Annotated in this window: 11 protein-coding genes; 5 read left to right on the forward strand and 6 right to left on the reverse strand. The window is 53.4% G+C overall.

Annotation, left to right across the window (positions count from 1 at the left end):
- Positions 1 to 2: 2 nt before the first annotated feature.
- Genes pqiA through rlmKL form a run of 3 tightly spaced genes read right to left on the reverse strand, consistent with a single transcriptional unit; the run spans position 3 to position 5,301 of the window.
- Complete coding sequence (gene pqiA / locus V6940_RS10240; protein ID WP_333495768.1) at positions 3 to 1,262, reverse strand: membrane integrity-associated transporter subunit PqiA; 1,260 nt, start codon at positions 1,260 to 1,262, stop codon at positions 3 to 5.
- Positions 1,263 to 1,275: 13 nt separating this feature from the next.
- On the reverse strand, positions 1,276 to 3,183 hold the full coding sequence (locus tag V6940_RS10245) for an ABC transporter ATP-binding protein (protein ID WP_185666544.1): 1,908 nt from the start codon (positions 3,181 to 3,183) through the stop codon (positions 1,276 to 1,278).
- Positions 3,184 to 3,195: 12 nt separating this feature from the next.
- Positions 3,196 to 5,301, reverse strand: a complete 2,106-nt coding sequence (gene rlmKL, locus V6940_RS10250; RefSeq protein WP_333495769.1) for a bifunctional 23S rRNA (guanine(2069)-N(7))-methyltransferase RlmK/23S rRNA (guanine(2445)-N(2))-methyltransferase RlmL — start codon at positions 5,299 to 5,301, stop codon at positions 3,196 to 3,198.
- A 98-nt stretch (positions 5,302 to 5,399) separates the two neighbouring features.
- Here rlmKL and V6940_RS10255 point away from each other — a divergent pair, with 98 nt between their 5' ends.
- Positions 5,400 to 6,509 carry a YcbX family protein gene (locus V6940_RS10255; RefSeq protein WP_333495770.1) on the forward strand — a complete coding sequence of 370 codons (1,110 nt, stop codon included), beginning with the start codon at positions 5,400 to 5,402 and terminating at the stop codon, positions 6,507 to 6,509.
- On the opposite strand, the gene zapC is transcribed toward V6940_RS10255, so the two are convergent.
- Together zapC and pyrD are read right to left on the reverse strand one after the other, a co-directional pair.
- A complete protein-coding gene (zapC, locus tag V6940_RS10260; protein WP_035892410.1) occupies positions 6,506 to 7,048 on the reverse strand; it encodes a cell division protein ZapC in 543 nt (180 codons plus the stop codon). The genes V6940_RS10255 and zapC overlap by 4 nt on opposite strands.
- A 164-nt stretch (positions 7,049 to 7,212) precedes the next feature.
- Complete coding sequence (gene pyrD / locus V6940_RS10265; protein WP_333495771.1) at positions 7,213 to 8,223, reverse strand: quinone-dependent dihydroorotate dehydrogenase; 1,011 nt, start codon at positions 8,221 to 8,223, stop codon at positions 7,213 to 7,215.
- Positions 8,224 to 8,474: 251 nt separating this feature from the next.
- Between pyrD and ssuE the strand changes: the two genes are divergently transcribed.
- Positions 8,475 to 9,050 carry an NADPH-dependent FMN reductase gene (ssuE, locus tag V6940_RS10270; protein ID WP_333495772.1) on the forward strand — a complete coding sequence of 192 codons (576 nt, stop codon included), beginning with the start codon at positions 8,475 to 8,477 and terminating at the stop codon, positions 9,048 to 9,050.
- A 114-nt stretch (positions 9,051 to 9,164) separates the two neighbouring features.
- On the opposite strand, the gene pepN is transcribed toward ssuE, so the two are convergent.
- The gene (pepN, locus tag V6940_RS10275; RefSeq protein ID WP_333495773.1) at positions 9,165 to 11,777 is read right to left on the reverse strand and encodes an aminopeptidase N; all 2,613 of its coding nucleotides are present in this window, start codon (positions 11,775 to 11,777) and stop codon (positions 9,165 to 9,167) included.
- A 264-nt stretch (positions 11,778 to 12,041) separates the two neighbouring features.
- On the opposite strand from pepN, the gene pncB reads away from it, so the two are divergent.
- The 3 genes from pncB (at position 12,042) to V6940_RS10290 (ending at position 16,540) form a co-directional block, all read left to right on the forward strand.
- The gene (pncB, locus tag V6940_RS10280) at positions 12,042 to 13,244 is read left to right on the forward strand and encodes a nicotinate phosphoribosyltransferase (RefSeq protein ID WP_333495774.1); all 1,203 of its coding nucleotides are present in this window, start codon (positions 12,042 to 12,044) and stop codon (positions 13,242 to 13,244) included.
- A gap of 167 nt (positions 13,245 to 13,411) precedes the next feature.
- The gene (gene asnS / locus V6940_RS10285) at positions 13,412 to 14,812 is read left to right on the forward strand and encodes an asparagine--tRNA ligase (protein WP_333495775.1); all 1,401 of its coding nucleotides are present in this window, start codon (positions 13,412 to 13,414) and stop codon (positions 14,810 to 14,812) included.
- Between the two features lie 609 nt (positions 14,813 to 15,421).
- Positions 15,422 to 16,540 carry a porin gene (locus V6940_RS10290; protein ID WP_333495776.1) on the forward strand — a complete coding sequence of 373 codons (1,119 nt, stop codon included), beginning with the start codon at positions 15,422 to 15,424 and terminating at the stop codon, positions 16,538 to 16,540.
- Positions 16,541 to 16,705: the final 165 nt, after the last annotated feature.

Below are 16,705 nucleotides of genomic sequence, written 5' to 3' on the forward strand. Positions count from 1 at the left end.
TTTTACGACTCCTCATGGCTTGATTCAGGTTCCCGATCCCACGATAGTCGCGGATCAAACGTCATTGCCGAGAACATGGTCATTATGACGACCAACGCAAACATCAGCGCGCCAATCGCCGGATAGATATTCATTAGGCCCCCAATACGCACCAGGGCCGAAAGTACCGCAATAACAAAGACGTCGATCATCGACCAGCGGCCAACAAACTCCACCACTTCGTAGATCAGATGCATACGTTCACTGTCCCGGTGCTTACGCTTCATGCCGTTGGCATCCAGGCACAGCCAGGCGATGGCGATCATCTTCAAGGTTGGGACCATAATACTGGCAAGGAAAATAACCATTGCCACCGGATACGACCCTTCGCTCCAGAGCAGTACCACCCCGGCCAGGATGGTCGACGGCATCTTGTCACCCAGCAGGTCGGTTATCATGATGGGCAGGATGTTGGCCGGAAGATAAAGCATAATCGACGTCACCAGCAGCGCCATCGTCCACTGAAGGCTGTTTTTACGTCGAACGTGCCCTTTGCTGTGGCAACGCGAGCACTCAAGCTGGTCGGCGGGTAAAATCGCCGTACAGCAGGCGCAGGAGCGCAGCCCCTGACGAATACCGGTCACGCCAGGTTTCGGCGGCTGTTCAAGTTTGGGCATCGGGGCAATATCGTCCCACAGCCATCGACGGTCTACGCACTGGAAGGTCCGCAGCTGTAATAGACAAAAAAGACACCATGGCAGGAAGCTGCTACCGACACCGATATCACCGTATGCCATCAGCTTCACAAAGCTCACCAGCACCCCGGCAAGGAAGATTTCCGCCATACCCCAGGTTTTCAGGGTAAACAGAATACGCGCCAGAATCGCCTTAAGCCGGTGCGGCATGCGCACCCGGTTGACCAACAGCAGAATGGTAATCAGACAGAACGCGGGTACCAGCTGTACAAACAGCAGGAAGAAGGTGCCGAGGCTGGCGTAGTCTTCAGAGAACATAACGCCTGGGATTTCCAGCAGCTCAATTTCACTGCTGACCCCCGCCACATTCATGCTGATAAACGGAAATAGGTTCGCCAGCACCAACATAAAGAGCGCAACCAGCACATAGGCCGTGGGGCGCCGGCGGGGCTCGTCCCACGCAGTGGTCAGCGTTGTACCACAGCGTGGGCAGGTGGCCTTATGTCGATGCTCCAGGTGCGGCAACGCCACCAGCATGTCACATTGTGAACATAGGATATGCTGCGCAGCATGATGTTGTTCGCACATGAAAACTCCTCAATCAGGCGCCGTTTTTTAACGCTTCCAGATATTCCCACCGTTCAAACGCTTCTTCCAGCGCTTGCTCAGCCTGAGCCAGATCGGCCAGTACCTTTTGCGTATGGTCGTGAGGCTGGCTGAAGAACGATGCATCGGCAACCTGAGCCTGCAACGTTTCCAGATTCGCCTCCAGCGTTTCTAGCTTCTGCGGCAGCTGCTCCAGTTCGCGCTGCAGGTTATAGCTTAGTTTGGCGCTTGCTCGTTTGACCGTTTCTGCTTTTGGCTGCACCACTTCTGGGCTTTTTTTCTCGTTTGACTGTTTTTGCGCCCGTGACTGCGATTGTTGGCCGCGCGCGTCGTGATAACCGCCGACATATTGACCAATGCGCCCTTCGCCTTCGAAGATCCAACATTCGGTAACGGTGTTATCAACAAACTGACGATCGTGGCTGACCAGCATCACGGTGCCCTGATAGCCGTCGATGAGCTCTTCAAGCAACTCGAGCGTTTCGACATCCAGGTCGTTGGTTGGTTCATCGAGAATCAACAGGTTACTTGGTTTCAGGAACAGTCTTGCCAGCAGCAGACGGTTACGTTCCCCGCCGGACAGCGCCCGAACCGGAGTCATCGCGCGCTTCGGATGGAACAGGAAGTCCTGCAGATAGCCCAGCACGTGGCGCGGCTTACCGTTAACCATCACTTCCTGCTTGCCTTCGGCGAGGTTGTCCATCACCGTTTTGTCCGGGTCCAACTCGGCGCGGTGCTGATCGAAGTAGGCCACTTCCAGCTTGGTGCCGACGTGAATACGCCCGCTGTCCGCCTCCAGTTGACCTAACATCAGCTTCAGCAGCGTGGTTTTGCCACAGCCGTTGGCGCCGATCAGCGCAATCTTGTCACCGCGCTGAACCTGTGCGGAGAAATCTTTCACCAGCACTTTGCCATTAACCTGGTAGTTAACGTCTTCCATCTCAAAGACGATTTTGCCGGAGCGGGACGCTTCTTCAACCTGCATTTTAGCGCTGCCCATCACTTCACGGCGGGCGCTACGTTCGTTTCGCATCGCTTTCAGGGCGCGAACGCGACCTTCGTTACGGGTACGCCGCGCTTTAATGCCCTGACGGATCCAGACCTCTTCCTGCGCCAGCTTGCGGTCAAACTCGGCGTTTTGCAGATCTTCTACGCGCAGCGCTTCTTCTTTCTCCAGCAGGTACTGGTCGTAGTTACCCGGATAGGTCACCAGCTTGCCGCGATCGAGGTCAACAATACGGGTCGCCATATTGCGGATGAAGGAACGGTCGTGGGAGATAAAGATAATCGTGCCTTTGAAGGTTTTCAGGAAACCTTCCAGCCAGTCGATCGTTTCAATATCCAGGTGGTTCGTCGGTTCGTCGAGCAGCAGCACGCGCGGTGCGCTCACCAGCGCACGGCCCAGCGCCGCTTTACGCAGCCAGCCGCCGGACAGTGCCGCCAGTTCCATATCCGGCTCCAGACCCAGCTGCGCCAGCACTTCGTTGATACGGTTTTCCAGCTGCCACAGGCCGTGGTGATCCAGCTGTTCCTGAACCTTCGCCAGCTCCTGCAGGTTTTTGTCGCTTGGGTCGGTCATCACCAGATGCGAGATATCGTGGTAGCGCTTAAGGTACACCGCCTGCTCTTCGATACCTTCAGCGACAAAGTCGTAAACGCTGCCCTGCACGTTACGTGGTGGATCCTGCTGCAGACGCGCCACAACCAGATCCTGTTCATAAATAATACGGCCGTCGTCGAGACCCTGCTCACGGTTGAGGATCTTCATCAGCGTCGATTTGCCCGCGCCGTTACGGCCGACCAGACAGACGCGCTCGTTATCCTCAATATGCAGTTCTGCATTATCAAGAAGCGGCGCATCGCTGAACGACAGCCAGGCACCGTGCATACTAATTAATGACATTCTTTATTCCTTTCAGGCTGCAGTAATCAGCCAGCAGTTGTGGATCTGACGGTTACGGGCGAAATCCTGAGACTGTGTTTTTTGGGTAATATCTTGTGCTTTCAGTCCCAGTTCTGCCAGGCCGTCGTGGTCCATACGGAAACCGCGTTTGTTGTTGGAGAACATGATGGTGCCGCCTTTACGCAGCAGACGCTTCAGATCTTTCATCAGACGCAGATGATCGCGCTGAACGTCAAACGCATCTTCCATGCGCTTGGAGTTCGAGAAGGTTGGCGGATCGATAAAGATCACGTCGAACTGTTCGTCGGTATCGCGCAACCATGCCAGCACGTCCGCCTGCATCAGGCGATGCGCACGGCCGGTTAAGCCGTTAAGGCGCAGGTTACGTTCCGCCCACTCCAGATAGGTACGCGACATATCCACGGTGGTGGTCGAACGCGCGCCGCCCAGACCCGCGTGCACACTGGCGCTGCCGGTATAGGAGAACAGGTTCAGGAAGTCTTTGCCCTTGCTCATTTCACCCAGCATACGACGGGCGATACGGTGGTCGAGGAACAGGCCGGTATCGAGGTAATCGGTCAGGTTGACCCACAGGCGCGCGTTGTATTCGCTCACCTCCATAAAGTCGCCCTTCTCGTTCATCTTCTGATACTGGTTTTTGCCCTTCTGGCGCTCACGGGTTTTCAGTACCAGTTTGTTCGGCGCAATACCGAGCACGGCGATGGTGGCCGCGATAATGTCGAATAGACGCTGACGCGCTTTATTGGCATCAACGGTTTTCGGCGGCGCATACTCCTGCACCACGACCCAATCGGCGTAGCGGTCAACGGCCACGTTATATTCCGGCAAGTCAGCGTCGTACAGGCGGTAACATTCAATCCCTTCCTGTTTGGCCCATTTCTCGAATTTCTTCAGATTTTTACGCAGACGGTTGGCGTAATCTTCGGCCAGAGAGGCAGGCTTCTCACCGGTGGTTTCAGCCAGGTGGTAGTTTTTCTGTACGCAGTCCAGCGGGCCGTTTTTGGCTTTAAACTGACGCTCGGCGCGCAGCTGCAGGCAACTTAGCAGCTCCGGAGAGGCGCTAAACAGCGACAGGTTCCAGCCGCCAAACTGGTTTTTCATATTGCGACCGAGCAGGCTGTGCATCGCAATCAGCGCCGGTTCGCTTTCCAGACGTTCGCCGTAAGGCGGGTTGCTGATAACGGTACCGTAAGGACCTTTCGGCAGCGGGTTGGTCAGCTGCGCCACGTCCTTCACTTCAAAGGTGATAAGTTCTCCAATACCGGCGCGACGGGCGTTGCTGCGCGCCAGTTCAACGACACGGCTGTCGACGTCAGAGCCAAAGAAGCGGGATTCATAGGCGGCAAGACCAGCACGAGCGCGGGTCTGCGCGTCAGCTTTGACTTCTTTCCATACCGCATCGTCATGCTGCGCCCAGCCGCTGAAGCCCCAGTGACCGCGGTGCAGCCCAGGCGCACGGTCGGTAGCCCACATCGCCGCTTCAATCAGCAGCGTACCGGAACCGCACATTGGGTCGAGCAGCGGTGTGCCCGGCACCCAGCCGGAACGCATGACAATAGCCGCTGCCAGGTTCTCTTTGATTGGCGCCATGCCGGTACGATCGCGATAGCCGCGCAGGTGCAGGCCTTCGCCGCTCAGATCGAGAGAAATATAGGCGGTCTCTTTGTTGAGACGGACGTTAATACGCAGATCCGGATTTTCACGATCGACGTTAGGACGCGGCAGATTTTTACGCGTAAAGGCATCGACGATCGCATCTTTTACCTTCAACGCACCGTACTGGCTGTTACGGATGCTATCGTTCAGGCCACCGAAGCTAACCGCAAAGGTGGCATCCGGGGTGAAGATCGACGTCCAGTCGATAGCCTGCACGCCGAGATAAAGATCGAGATCGCTCCAGACGCTACATTCTCCCAGCGGCATCATGATGCGCGAAGCCAGACGACTCCACATCAGGCTTTTGTACAGAAGCTGCGTGTCGCCCTGGAAATGGACGCCGCCCTGGGCAATCTGGCACTCTTGGGCGCCCAGGCCTTCCAGTTCAGTTTTTAACAGCTCTTCCAGCCCACGGGCCGTACTGGCAAACAGAGAATTCATATCGTCACTTTTACTCGCAGAAAATTGTTGCGCATTATAGCCAATCTGCGTCCCATGTCATAAAGTTAAAGGCTTATTTTCGACTCAGGGACAGCGTTGTGGCTACATTATCGCGGCTTTTTATACATCCGGTGAAATCCATGCGCGGCATCGGGCTTACGCACGCCTTTGCCGATATTAGCGGGATGGCATTTGACCGCATTTTCATGATCACCGAGCCTGATGGCACCTTTATTACCGCCCGGCAGTTCCCGGCGATGGTGCGTTTTACCCCTGCGGTCCTTCACGATGGTTTACACCTCACTGCGCCCGACGGCAGCAGTGCGTTAGTCCGTTTTGTGGATTTCGTCGGTCAGCCGTCGCCAACCGAAGTATGGGGCAACCATTTTACCTCGCGTATCGCGCCTGACGCTATCAATCAGTGGCTGACGCCGTTCTTTAAACGCGACGTTCAGCTTCGCTGGCTGGGTGATGACCTTACCCGCCGCGTTAAGCGTCACGACGCGGTACCGCTCTCATTCGCCGATGGTTTTCCCTTCCTGCTGACCAACGAAGCCTCGCTGCGTGACCTACAGCAGCGCTGTCGCGCCAGCGTTCGCATGGAGCAGTTCCGCCCCAATCTGGTGGTGACCGGTGCACAAGCCTGGGAAGAAGACAGCTGGAAAACGCTGCGCATTGGCGACGTGGTCTTCGATGTCGTGAAACCTTGCAGCCGCTGCATCTTTACGACCATCAGCCCGGAAAAAGGGCAAAAGCATCCAGCGGCAGAACCACTGAGCACGCTACAGTCGTTTCGCACCAACCCCGCCAACGGCGACGTGGATTTCGGTCAGAACCTGATTGCCCGCAATAGCGGCGTGGTTCGCGTAGGTGATGAAGTGGAAATTCTTACCACCGGCCCGGCTATCGTATACGGCGCGGGGAAAAGCGACGAGTCGTTGGCCCCGCAGACGCAGCAGGATGCGCTCGTCGAGATTGACTGGGAAGGCAGTACTTTTACCGGGAATAATCAACAGATCTTACTGGAACAACTAGAGCAACAGGGTATTCGCGTCCCCTATTCCTGCCGCGCGGGTATCTGCGGCAGCTGCCGCGTGACGCTGCTGGATGGAGAAGTGAGCCCGCTGAAAAAGAGTGCGATAGCGAACGATGGTACGATTCTTAGCTGTAGCTGCGTGCCGAAAACGGCACTGAAGCTGAAGCTTTAAACCGCTTGTTCCAGGCTGTAACCGTCCAGCCCCGGCTGAGGTTGCAGCCTGTCGTTCATCACTTTGATAGGGTCTCCAAGCTGCATGGTGCGCCCGGCCAACACCAGACCCGGCTGTGCCAACAGACATAGTGCGGCGTTTTCGCCCGGCTCGACCACCAGCAAATTCACCTGGCTATCATCGTCACTTAACCAAACGGCTGCGGCATCACCGGTCACCGGAGACCAGCTATCTTCGTGCGCGCGGAAATGCCAGCTTTTTGGCATTTGGGGTTTGAGGAAGCGAATGGCGACGAGGGCATTAAGAATCAGCTCAGCACGATGTTCTTTTGAAAGCACAAGGTCACGGCATTTCTCTTCAAAGGAGAAATAAAGCGCGGCATCGTCAACGCAAAAACCGGTTGGCGCAAAAGCATCGGGCGTTAACATCCGGCGAGCAAAACGCGAACGAAACAACATACCATTGGCTAAATCGAGCATCATACGATCGTGCTCTTCATCATAATACCAACGCCAGTTATCATCAGGTTTAATTCGCATTTTACTCCCCCGTCATATTCGCATCCAATGCATTGCCTGTTCTTCCGTTGCGTTACTTTGCCTTAAATAATAAAAGACCAATATGTTTAAATAAGCAACAGTAGGGAAATATAAAGCAACCAGGGCCGGAAATAAAGCCCTGGATCACACTATCAGGAAAAATACTAGATGTGGGTAACGATTTCTTTAATCAGCGGCGGACCTTTAAAAATAAACCCGGAATAGATCTGCACCAGAGAAGCGCCAGCTGCCATCTTTTCACGCGCCGCAATCACCGAGTCGATACCGCCAACGCCAATAATCGGCAATTGACCTTTTAATTCTGCTGACAGCATACGAATAATTTCGGTGCTTTTTAATTGTAATGGACGACCGCTTAAGCCCCCCATTTCATCGCAATTTTTCATCCCCTGAACCAGAGAACGATCCAATGTGGTATTGGTCGCGATCACCCCATCAATATTATGGCGAACTAAACTATCGGCCACCTGGATCAACTCTTCATGAGAAAGATCCGGAGCGATCTTCACCGCCACTGGAACATATTTATGGTGCTTTTGTTGGAGCTCCGATTGTTTATTTTTAATACCGGAGAGGAGATCGTCTAACGCATCGCCATATTGCAACGTACGCAGCCCTGGGGTATTTGGCGAGGAGATATTAATCGCAATATAACCGGCATAGGCATAGATTTTTTCCATACAAATCAGATAGTCATCTTTGCCCTGCTCAACCGGGGTATCTTTATTTTTGCCGATATTAATCCCCAGAATTCCGTCGAAATGCGCTTTTTTAACGTTCTCGACCAGGTTATCAACGCCGTGGTTATTGAAGCCCATGCGGTTGATCAACCCTTCGGCATCGACCAGGCGGAACAAACGCGGTTTGTCATTGCCCGGCTGCGGACGCGGCGTGACGGTACCAATCTCAATGGAACCGAAACCCATCGCCCCTAAGGCGTCAATACATTCGCCATCTTTATCCAGACCCGCGGCCAGACCCAGTGGATTTTTAAACGTCAGCCCCATGCAGGTGACCGGTTTTTCCGGCACTTTTTGACGCACGAGTGCTTCCAGCGGAGTGCCGGTGACGCGACGTAATTGTTGAAACGTTAATTCATGAGCGCGCTCTGGATCGAGCTGAAAAAGTGCTTTACGAACGAAGGGATAGTACATGAACTCTCCTGGATTCCCGGTGTGCAAACCGGGGGCGTATTATGTGCGATAACGCTCATAAATGGAATTGACCTGCGGCAAAAAAAGCGCAATCGTTTTCCTTCTATTCAATCTCTCCTGCACTCCGCATATGCATTTTCTGGTAATCCATCATCGGAAAAAGTATTTCGCCCAAGCTTTCCCCTCTGACACACTGATGCAAATGTTATCAATTCTAGATTAATGTTTGTTTTTAGTTATAAGGAGAGACCATGCGCGTCATTACTTTAGCAGGCAGCCCTCGTTTTCCTTCTCGCTCCAGCGCCCTGCTGGAGTACGCCAGGGAGAAACTCTCTGCCGCCGACGTTGAAGTTTTCCATTGGCATCTACAGAACTTCGCCCCCGAAGATCTGTTTCACGCCCGCTTTGACAGCCCTGCACTGCAAACCTTGACCGAGCAGTTAGCTCACGCTGACGGCCTGATTATCGCCACTCCGGTCTACAAAGCGTCATTCGCTGGGGCATTAAAAGCGCTGCTGGATCTGCTGCCTGAGCGTGCGCTGGAAGGCAAAGTCGTGCTGCCACTGGCAACCGGTGGTACGGTGGCGCATATGCTGGCGGTGGATTACGCCTTGAAGCCGGTGTTGAATGCGTTGAAGGCCCAGGAGATCCTGCAGGGCGTGTTTGCCGACGATAGCCAGGTGACCGATTATCAACATAAGCCGCAGTTCAGCCCGAATCTGCACACCCGGCTGGACAGCGCACTGGAGACATTCTGGCAGGCGCTGCATCGGCGGGACATCCAGGTTCCCACGTTAAGTTCCGCGCGACTCACCGAACATGTTTGATAAAAAAAACGCCGTAGGGAAAAACCTACGGCGTTTTTGTTTGTCGATATAAATGTAACCGGAATTGCCACCGAGCCTCCCCGGAGTCGGCTCGCGCCTCGTCCGGGCTACGGGTTAAGCTAATGCTTTAGCAATCTTCTCGTACAGATCGCCAGAGAGATTTTCCAGCCCTTTCAGCTGCTCCAGCGCGGCACGCATTAACGCCTGACGCTTCGCATCATAGCGTTTCAGGCGGATCAGCGGCTCAATCAGACGAGAAGCCACCTGCGGGTTTTTGCTGTTCAGTACGGTGAGCATTTCCACCAGGAACTGATAACCGCTACCGTCTGCCGCATGGAACGCCGCCGGGTTACTGCCGGCAAAGGCGCCAATCAGCGAGCGAATACGGTTCGGGTTATTCATGCTGAATGAACGGTGGTTCAGCAGCTTACGTACCGTTGCCAGCACGTCGTCCGCCGGGCTGGTCGCCTGTAGGATCAGCCACTTATCCATCACCAGGCCGTCATGATGCCATTTGTCATCATATTCCTGCATCAGCGCGTCACGGCACGGCAGTTCAGCCGCAACCGCTGCGGACAACGCCGCCAGCGCATCGGTCATGTTATCGGCGTGATGGTACTGCTCGCTCACCAGCTTATCGGCTAGCTCACGGTCGCCAAACGCCAGGTAACGCAGGCAGGTGTTACGCAGCGAGCGTTTACCGATGTCGGCATGTTCTACGCGGTAGCTGTCGAGCTTGTTGGCGTTGTAAATCACCAGACACTCATCGGCCAGTTCAGTCGCCAGCGTGCGGGTCAGCGCTTCACGCACCGCCGCAATGGCGATAGGATCGATAATCTCGAACAGCTCAGCGATTTCGCTGGCTGACGGTAGCGTCAGGATCTCAGCCGCCAGCGCCGGGTCGATGTGCTCATCCAGCAGGATCGCGCGGAACGCATCGGCCACGTGGATCGGCAGCGACAGCGGTTGACCCTGCTGATGACGCGCAACGTTCAGCTTGATATAGGTCGCCAGCAGGCTTTGCGCTGCGTCCCAGCGGGAGAAGTCATTACGCGCGTGACGCATCAGGAACGTCAGCTGCTGATCGCTCCATTTATATTCCAGCTTCACTGGCGCCGAGAACTCGCGCAGCAGGGACGGCACCGGCTGGAAGTAGACGTTATCGAACACAAAGGTCTGCTCCGCCTGGGTAACGTTCAGCACGTGATGCACCGGATGCCCGTCTTTCTGCAGCGGGATCACCTTGCCTTCGTTATCGTACAGCTCGATGTCGAATGGAATGTGCAGCGGGAATTTTTCATCCTGCTCGGCGGTCGCCGGCGTACGCTGACGAATGGTCAGGGTGTACTGCTCGGTTTCCGGGTTGTAGTCATCGTGTACGCTGACGATTGGCGTACCGGCCTGGCTATACCAGCGGCGGAAGTGGGACAGGTCAACGTTGGACGCATCTTCCATCGCCTGCACAAAATCATCGCAGGTCGCAGCGCTGCCGTCATGACGTTCGAAGTACAGCTGCATGCCTTTCTGGAAGTTGGTTTCGCCCAGCAGAGTGTGCAGCATGCGGATAACTTCCGCCCCTTTCTCGTATACCGTCAGGGTATAGAAGTTATTCATTTCAATAACTTTATCCGGGCGAATCGGGTGCGCCATCGGGCTGGCGTCTTCCGCAAACTGCAGGCCGCGCATGGTGCGCACGTTGCTGATGCGGTTCACAGCACGGGAGCCTAAATCGGAGCTGAATTCCTGGTCACGGAAAACGGTTAAGCCCTCTTTCAGGCTCAGCTGGAACCAGTCACGGCAGGTAACGCGGTTACCAGTCCAGTTATGGAAATATTCATGACCAATCACGCGCTCGATATCGAGATAGTCTTTATCCGTCGCGGTATCGGTACGGGCCAGCACGTATTTGGAGTTAAAGACGTTCAGCCCTTTGTTCTCCATCGCGCCCATATTGAAGAAGTCGACGGCGACGATCATATAGATGTCGAGGTCGTACTCAAGGCCGAAACGATCTTCGTCCCACTTCATGGAATTTTTCAGCGAGGTCATCGCCCACGGCGCGCGATCCAGGTTACCGCGGTCAACGAACAGCTCCAGCGCAACGTCACGGCCAGAACGCGTTTTAAAGGTATCGCGCAGTACGTCGAAATCGCCGGCGACCAGCGCAAACAGGTAACATGGTTTCGGGAACGGATCCTGCCACTGTACCCAGTGGCGACCATTTTCCAGCTCGCCTTCGGCAATGCGGTTGCCGTTAGAGAGCAGGAACGGATATTTGGTTTTATCGGCAATAATTTTGGTGGTGAAGCGGGCCAGCACGTCCGGGCGGTCCAGATACCAGGTAATGTGGCGGAAGCCTTCAGCTTCACACTGGGTGCAGAGCGCTTCGCCGGACTGATACAACCCTTCTAACGCCGTATTCGCCGCTGGGCTGATTTCATTCACAATCTTCAGGGTGAAACGTTCTGGCAGGCCAGCAATAACCAGATAGTTCTCTTCTTCTTTATAGTTGTCCCATGGCTCGCCGTTAACGTGAAGAGAGATCAGGGTTAAATCTTCACCGTTCAGACGTAGCGGTACATCAGACGCTGCGTGGCGGGAAACCTGGCTTTCCGCGGTCACGATGGTTTTTGCGGCATCCAGGTCAAAGGCCAGGTCAATATCACTAATCAGGTAGTCCGGCGCACGGTAGTCGTGGCGGTACTTGGCTTGGGGCTGTTGTGTCATAAAAAACCTTTAGCATCTTTTGTAAATGTCACCTCCAGTCTATTCCTGTTGTGTTAAACGCGCTACGCAGAATCTTCATCTTTTCCAGTCAAATAGGGAAAAATGATACATTTACATAACATAACGCACAAAACGCCATGGTGACTCTTCGTGCCTTATGGTGTGATCGGGGTTCAATAAATCGATAAACAAGGTATACTCCAGCGATTCTCCCCTGTTGTTTATTGTACTAAACGCTCCTGTGAGAGGATGCTACTGCGCACCATGACACAATTCGCTTCTCCTGTGCTGCACTCGCTGCTAGACACAGATGCCTACAAACTGCATATGCAGCAGGCCGTGTTTCACCACTACTACGACGTAAACGTAGCGGCTGAATTCCGCTGCCGTGGGGACGATCTGCTGGGCATTTATGCTGACGCTATTCGCGAACAAGTCGAAGCCATGCGTTCACTCACCCTGCAGGATGACGAGTACCACTGGCTCTCCAGCCTTCCTTTCTTTAAACAAGATTATCTGAACTGGCTGCGAGATTTTCGCTACGACCCACAGCAGGTCACCGTCACCAACGATAACGGCAAGCTCAATATTCGCCTTGAAGGCCCGTGGCGTGAAGTCATCATGTGGGAAGTTCCGCTGCTGGCGGTAATTAGCGAGCTGGTTCATCGCTACCGTTCGCCGGAAAACGGTGTGCCGCAGGCGCTGGACATGCTGGAGCGTAAGCTGGTCGACTTTAATCAGTTGACCGCCGACATTGACATGAGCGCCTTCAAGCTGATGGATTTTGGTACCCGCCGCCGCTTTTCCCGCGAAGTACAGGAGGCGATTGTTAGCCGTCTGCAGCAGGAATCCTGGTTTACCGGCACCAGTAATTACGATCTGGCGCGCCGTCTGTCGCTCACCCCGATGGGAACACAGGCGCACGAATGGTTCCAGGCACATCAGCAAATCAGCCCCGATCTTGCCACCAGCCAGCGCGCCGCCTTGGCCGCCTGGCTTGAAGAGTATCCAGAACAGCTCGGCATTGCGTTGACCGACTGTATTACCATGGATGCCTTCCTGCGTGATTTTGGCCCGGAATTCGCTAACCGCTATCAGGGATTGCGCCATGACTCGGGCGACCCGTTTGAATGGGGCGAGAAAGCCATCAACCACTATAAAAAGCTGGGCATTAACCCACTGAGTAAAGTGTTGGTGTTCTCCGATAATCTCGACTTAACGAAAGCCGTTGAGCTTTATCGTCACTTCTCATCGCGCATTAATTTGAGCTTCGGTATCGGTACGCGTTTAACCTGCGATATTCCGCAGGTGAAGCCGCTGAATATCGTTATCAAGCTGGTTGAGTGTAACGGTAAGCCAGTAGCAAAACTCTCCGACAGCCCAGGTAAAACTATCTGTCACGATAAAGCGTTTGTTCGCGCTTTACGTAAAGCATTTGATCTCCCGCAGATCAAAAAGGCGAGTTAATCACCAAAGGGAGCCTGTATGGCTCCCTTCTGGTTTAATTATTTCTGAAAACACCCCTTCTCCATGCTAATTCTACTTGTCTGATAGAAGATGACAGGTAACATAGATATCCCCCGCCGTTCCGGGGAAAACGATTTTTTTATTGGACTACGAATAGAGAGACTATTATGAGCGTTGTGCCTGTAGCCGACGTACTCCAGGGCCGCGTAGCCGTTGACAGCGAAGTCACCGTGCGCGGCTGGGTACGTACCCGCCGAGATTCAAAAGCTGGCTTTTCCTTCCTTGCCGTCTATGACGGTTCCTGCTTTGATCCTGTACAGGCCGTTATTAATAATTCTCTGCCCAATTACAATCAGGAAGTGCTGCGTCTGACCACCGGCTGCTCCGTGATTGTCACCGGCAAGATCGTCGCCTCTCAGGGTCAGGGCCAGAGTTTTGAAATTCAGGCTTCCAGCATCGAAGTGACCGGCTGGGTTGAAGATCCCGACACCTACCCGATGGCGGCGAAACGCCACAGCATCGAATATCTGCGTGAAGTGGCGCACATGCGTCCACGTACCAACCTGATTGGTGCGGTTGCGCGCGTACGTCATACGCTGGCGCAGGCGCTGCACCGTTTCTTCGACGAACAGGGTTTCTTCTGGGTTTCTACCCCGCTGATTACCGCTTCCGATACCGAAGGCGCAGGTGAAATGTTCCGCGTTTCCACGCTGGATATGGAAAACCTGCCGCGCAACGATCAGGGCAAAGTCGATTACGACAAAGATTTCTTCGGCAAAGAAGCCTTCCTGACCGTTTCCGGCCAGCTGAACGGCGAAACCTATGCCTGTGCGCTGTCGAAAATCTACACCTTCGGCCCGACCTTCCGCGCTGAAAACTCCAACACCAGCCGTCACCTGGCAGAGTTCTGGATGCTGGAACCAGAAGTGGCGTTTGCCGATCTGGAAGATAACGCCCGTCTGGCAGAAGCCATGCTGAAGTACGTCTTCAATGCCGTGCTGACCGAACGTGCGGACGACATGAAGTTCTTCGCTGAGCGCGTAGATAAAGATGCTATCGATCGTCTGGAACGTTTCGTGACCGCTGATTTTGCGCAGGTCGATTACACCGATGCCGTCACCATTCTGGAAAACTGCGGCAAGCAGTTCGAAAACCCAGTGTACTGGGGCGTGGATCTCTCTTCTGAACACGAACGCTATCTGGCCGAAGAGCACTTTAAAGCGCCGGTCGTTGTGAAAAACTACCCGAAAGAGATCAAGGCGTTCTATATGCGTCTTAACGAAGATGGTAAAACCGTTGCCGCAATGGACGTTCTGGCGCCTGGCATTGGTGAAATCATCGGCGGCTCTCAGCGTGAAGAGCGTCTGGACGTTCTGGATGCGCGTATGGCGGAAATGGGTCTTAATAAAGAAGACTACTGGTGGTATCGCGATCTGCGTCGTTATGGCACCGTGCCCCATTCCGGTTTTGGTCTGGGCTTCGAACGTCTGATCGCTTACGTTACCGGCGTGCAGAACGTCCGTGACGTGATCCCGTTCCCAAGAACGCCGCGTAACGCTACTTTCTAAGTTTATCGCTTCTTGAAGGCCAGCCTCAGCGCTGGCCTTTTTTTGGCCGTCAGCGTAAAGAAATCTTTTTTTAATTTAACAAACTTAAACATCAACCCCCTCCCCCTCGACCTTTGTTACAGCACATTTCTCCGCAATAATTTAGTACAAAAAACAACCACAATATGTTTACGGATCAGATTTCACTAATGCCTTAGCATATTTTTTGAACAAACACACGGCTATCCGGATGGCTGAAAAAGGTCATAGATAAAAGTTTGTCTCTTGGGCATTAGCGATAAGAAAAGGCGTTATACAAATAAAAGATAAGAAATTCATATTGATAGATAAGTGGTCGTTCAATTAACCCGCAGCTATCTCAGAATTTTGAGATAGTTCACAAAGTTCCTTAAAATTCACACAATGTTACACATTATTTCTTTTGGTTACGCATTCTTGATGTTTGTAGCATTTTCAGAGTGGCTAAAGCGCGTTTGGAATGGAAAGATGCCTCTCAGACACATAAAGACACCAAACTATCATCAATAGTTCCGTAAATTTTTATTGACGGAGGTAATTGGCGGCAGTGGCGAGTGTCTATAAAAAAAAACCTAATGAGGGTAATAAATAATGATGAAGCGTAATATCCTGGCAGTGGTAATCCCTGCCCTGCTGGTAGCTGGCGCAGCAAACGCGGCCGAAATCTATAACAAAGACGGCAACAAGCTGGATCTGTACGGTAAAGTGAACGCTGAGCGTGACTTCGTCACCAGCGGCGACACTAAAAACACCGACAACACCTATGCGCAGCTCGGTTTCAAAGGCGAAACTCAGATCAACGACCAACTGGTTGGTTTTGGTCAGTGGGAATACCGCTTCATGGCTAACGGCCCTGAAGGTACCGCAGCTTCTAACAAAAACCGTCTGGCCTTCGCTGGCCTGAAAGCGGGCGACGCTGGCAGCATCAGCTACGGCCGTAACTACGGTATCGTTTACGATGTAGAATCCTTCACCGATATGGCGCCATCCTTCTCCGGTATGACCTGGGGCGGCAACTACGTTGACAACTACATGACCAGCCGTGGTACCGGTCTGCTGACCTACCGCAACAGCGATTTCTTCGGTCTGGTTGATGGCCTGAGCATGGGTATCCAGTACCAGGGTAAAAACGACCGTGACGACGTTAAAACGTCTAACGGCGAAGGCGTTGGTTACTCTCTGGGCTATGATTTCGGCGAAGGTTTCGGCCTGATCGGTTCTTACAGCAACTCTGGTCGTACTGGTCACCAGAAACTGCAAGACAACGTGGGCGACAAAGCTGAAGCATGGGGTATCGGTGCTAAATACGACGCAAATAACGTCTACCTGGCAACTACCTATGCTGAAACCCGTAACATGACTCGTACCGGTATCGACGGTGACGCTGGTTTTGCTAACAAAACCCAGAACTTCGAAATCGTTGCTCAGTACCAGTTCGACTTCGGCCTGCGTCCAGCAATCTCCTACGTTCAGACCAAAGGTAAAGACCTGGCTCCAGTGGCTAACGCTAAAGGTACCTTTACCGGTGGCGATGCAGACCTGGCTAAATTCATCCAGTTGGGCGCAACCTACTACTTCAACAAAAACTTCAACGTAGCAGTAGACTACTACTTCAACCTGTTGAACAAAAACGACAACTACACGCAAGTGGTTGGCGGCATCAACGGCAACGACGACATGATGGCACTGATGGCAACTTATCAGTTCTAATCAGCATACCCTCCTCGTTATATGCCTATAAAGCAGGACTTCGGTCCTGCTTTTTTACGTTCCTAAGATGAAGATCGTAACTTTTGAAAACCTTCGCGCTTTTAGTCTCTAACGGTTGGCATTTTGTAAATCTGCCGTTAACCTGATAGCGGATTTCCCCCGAAC

Origin of the sequence: Kluyvera sp. CHPC 1.251 (assembly GCF_036759945.1) — a bacterium.
GTDB lineage: Bacteria > Pseudomonadota > Gammaproteobacteria > Enterobacterales > Enterobacteriaceae > Kluyvera > Kluyvera sichuanensis.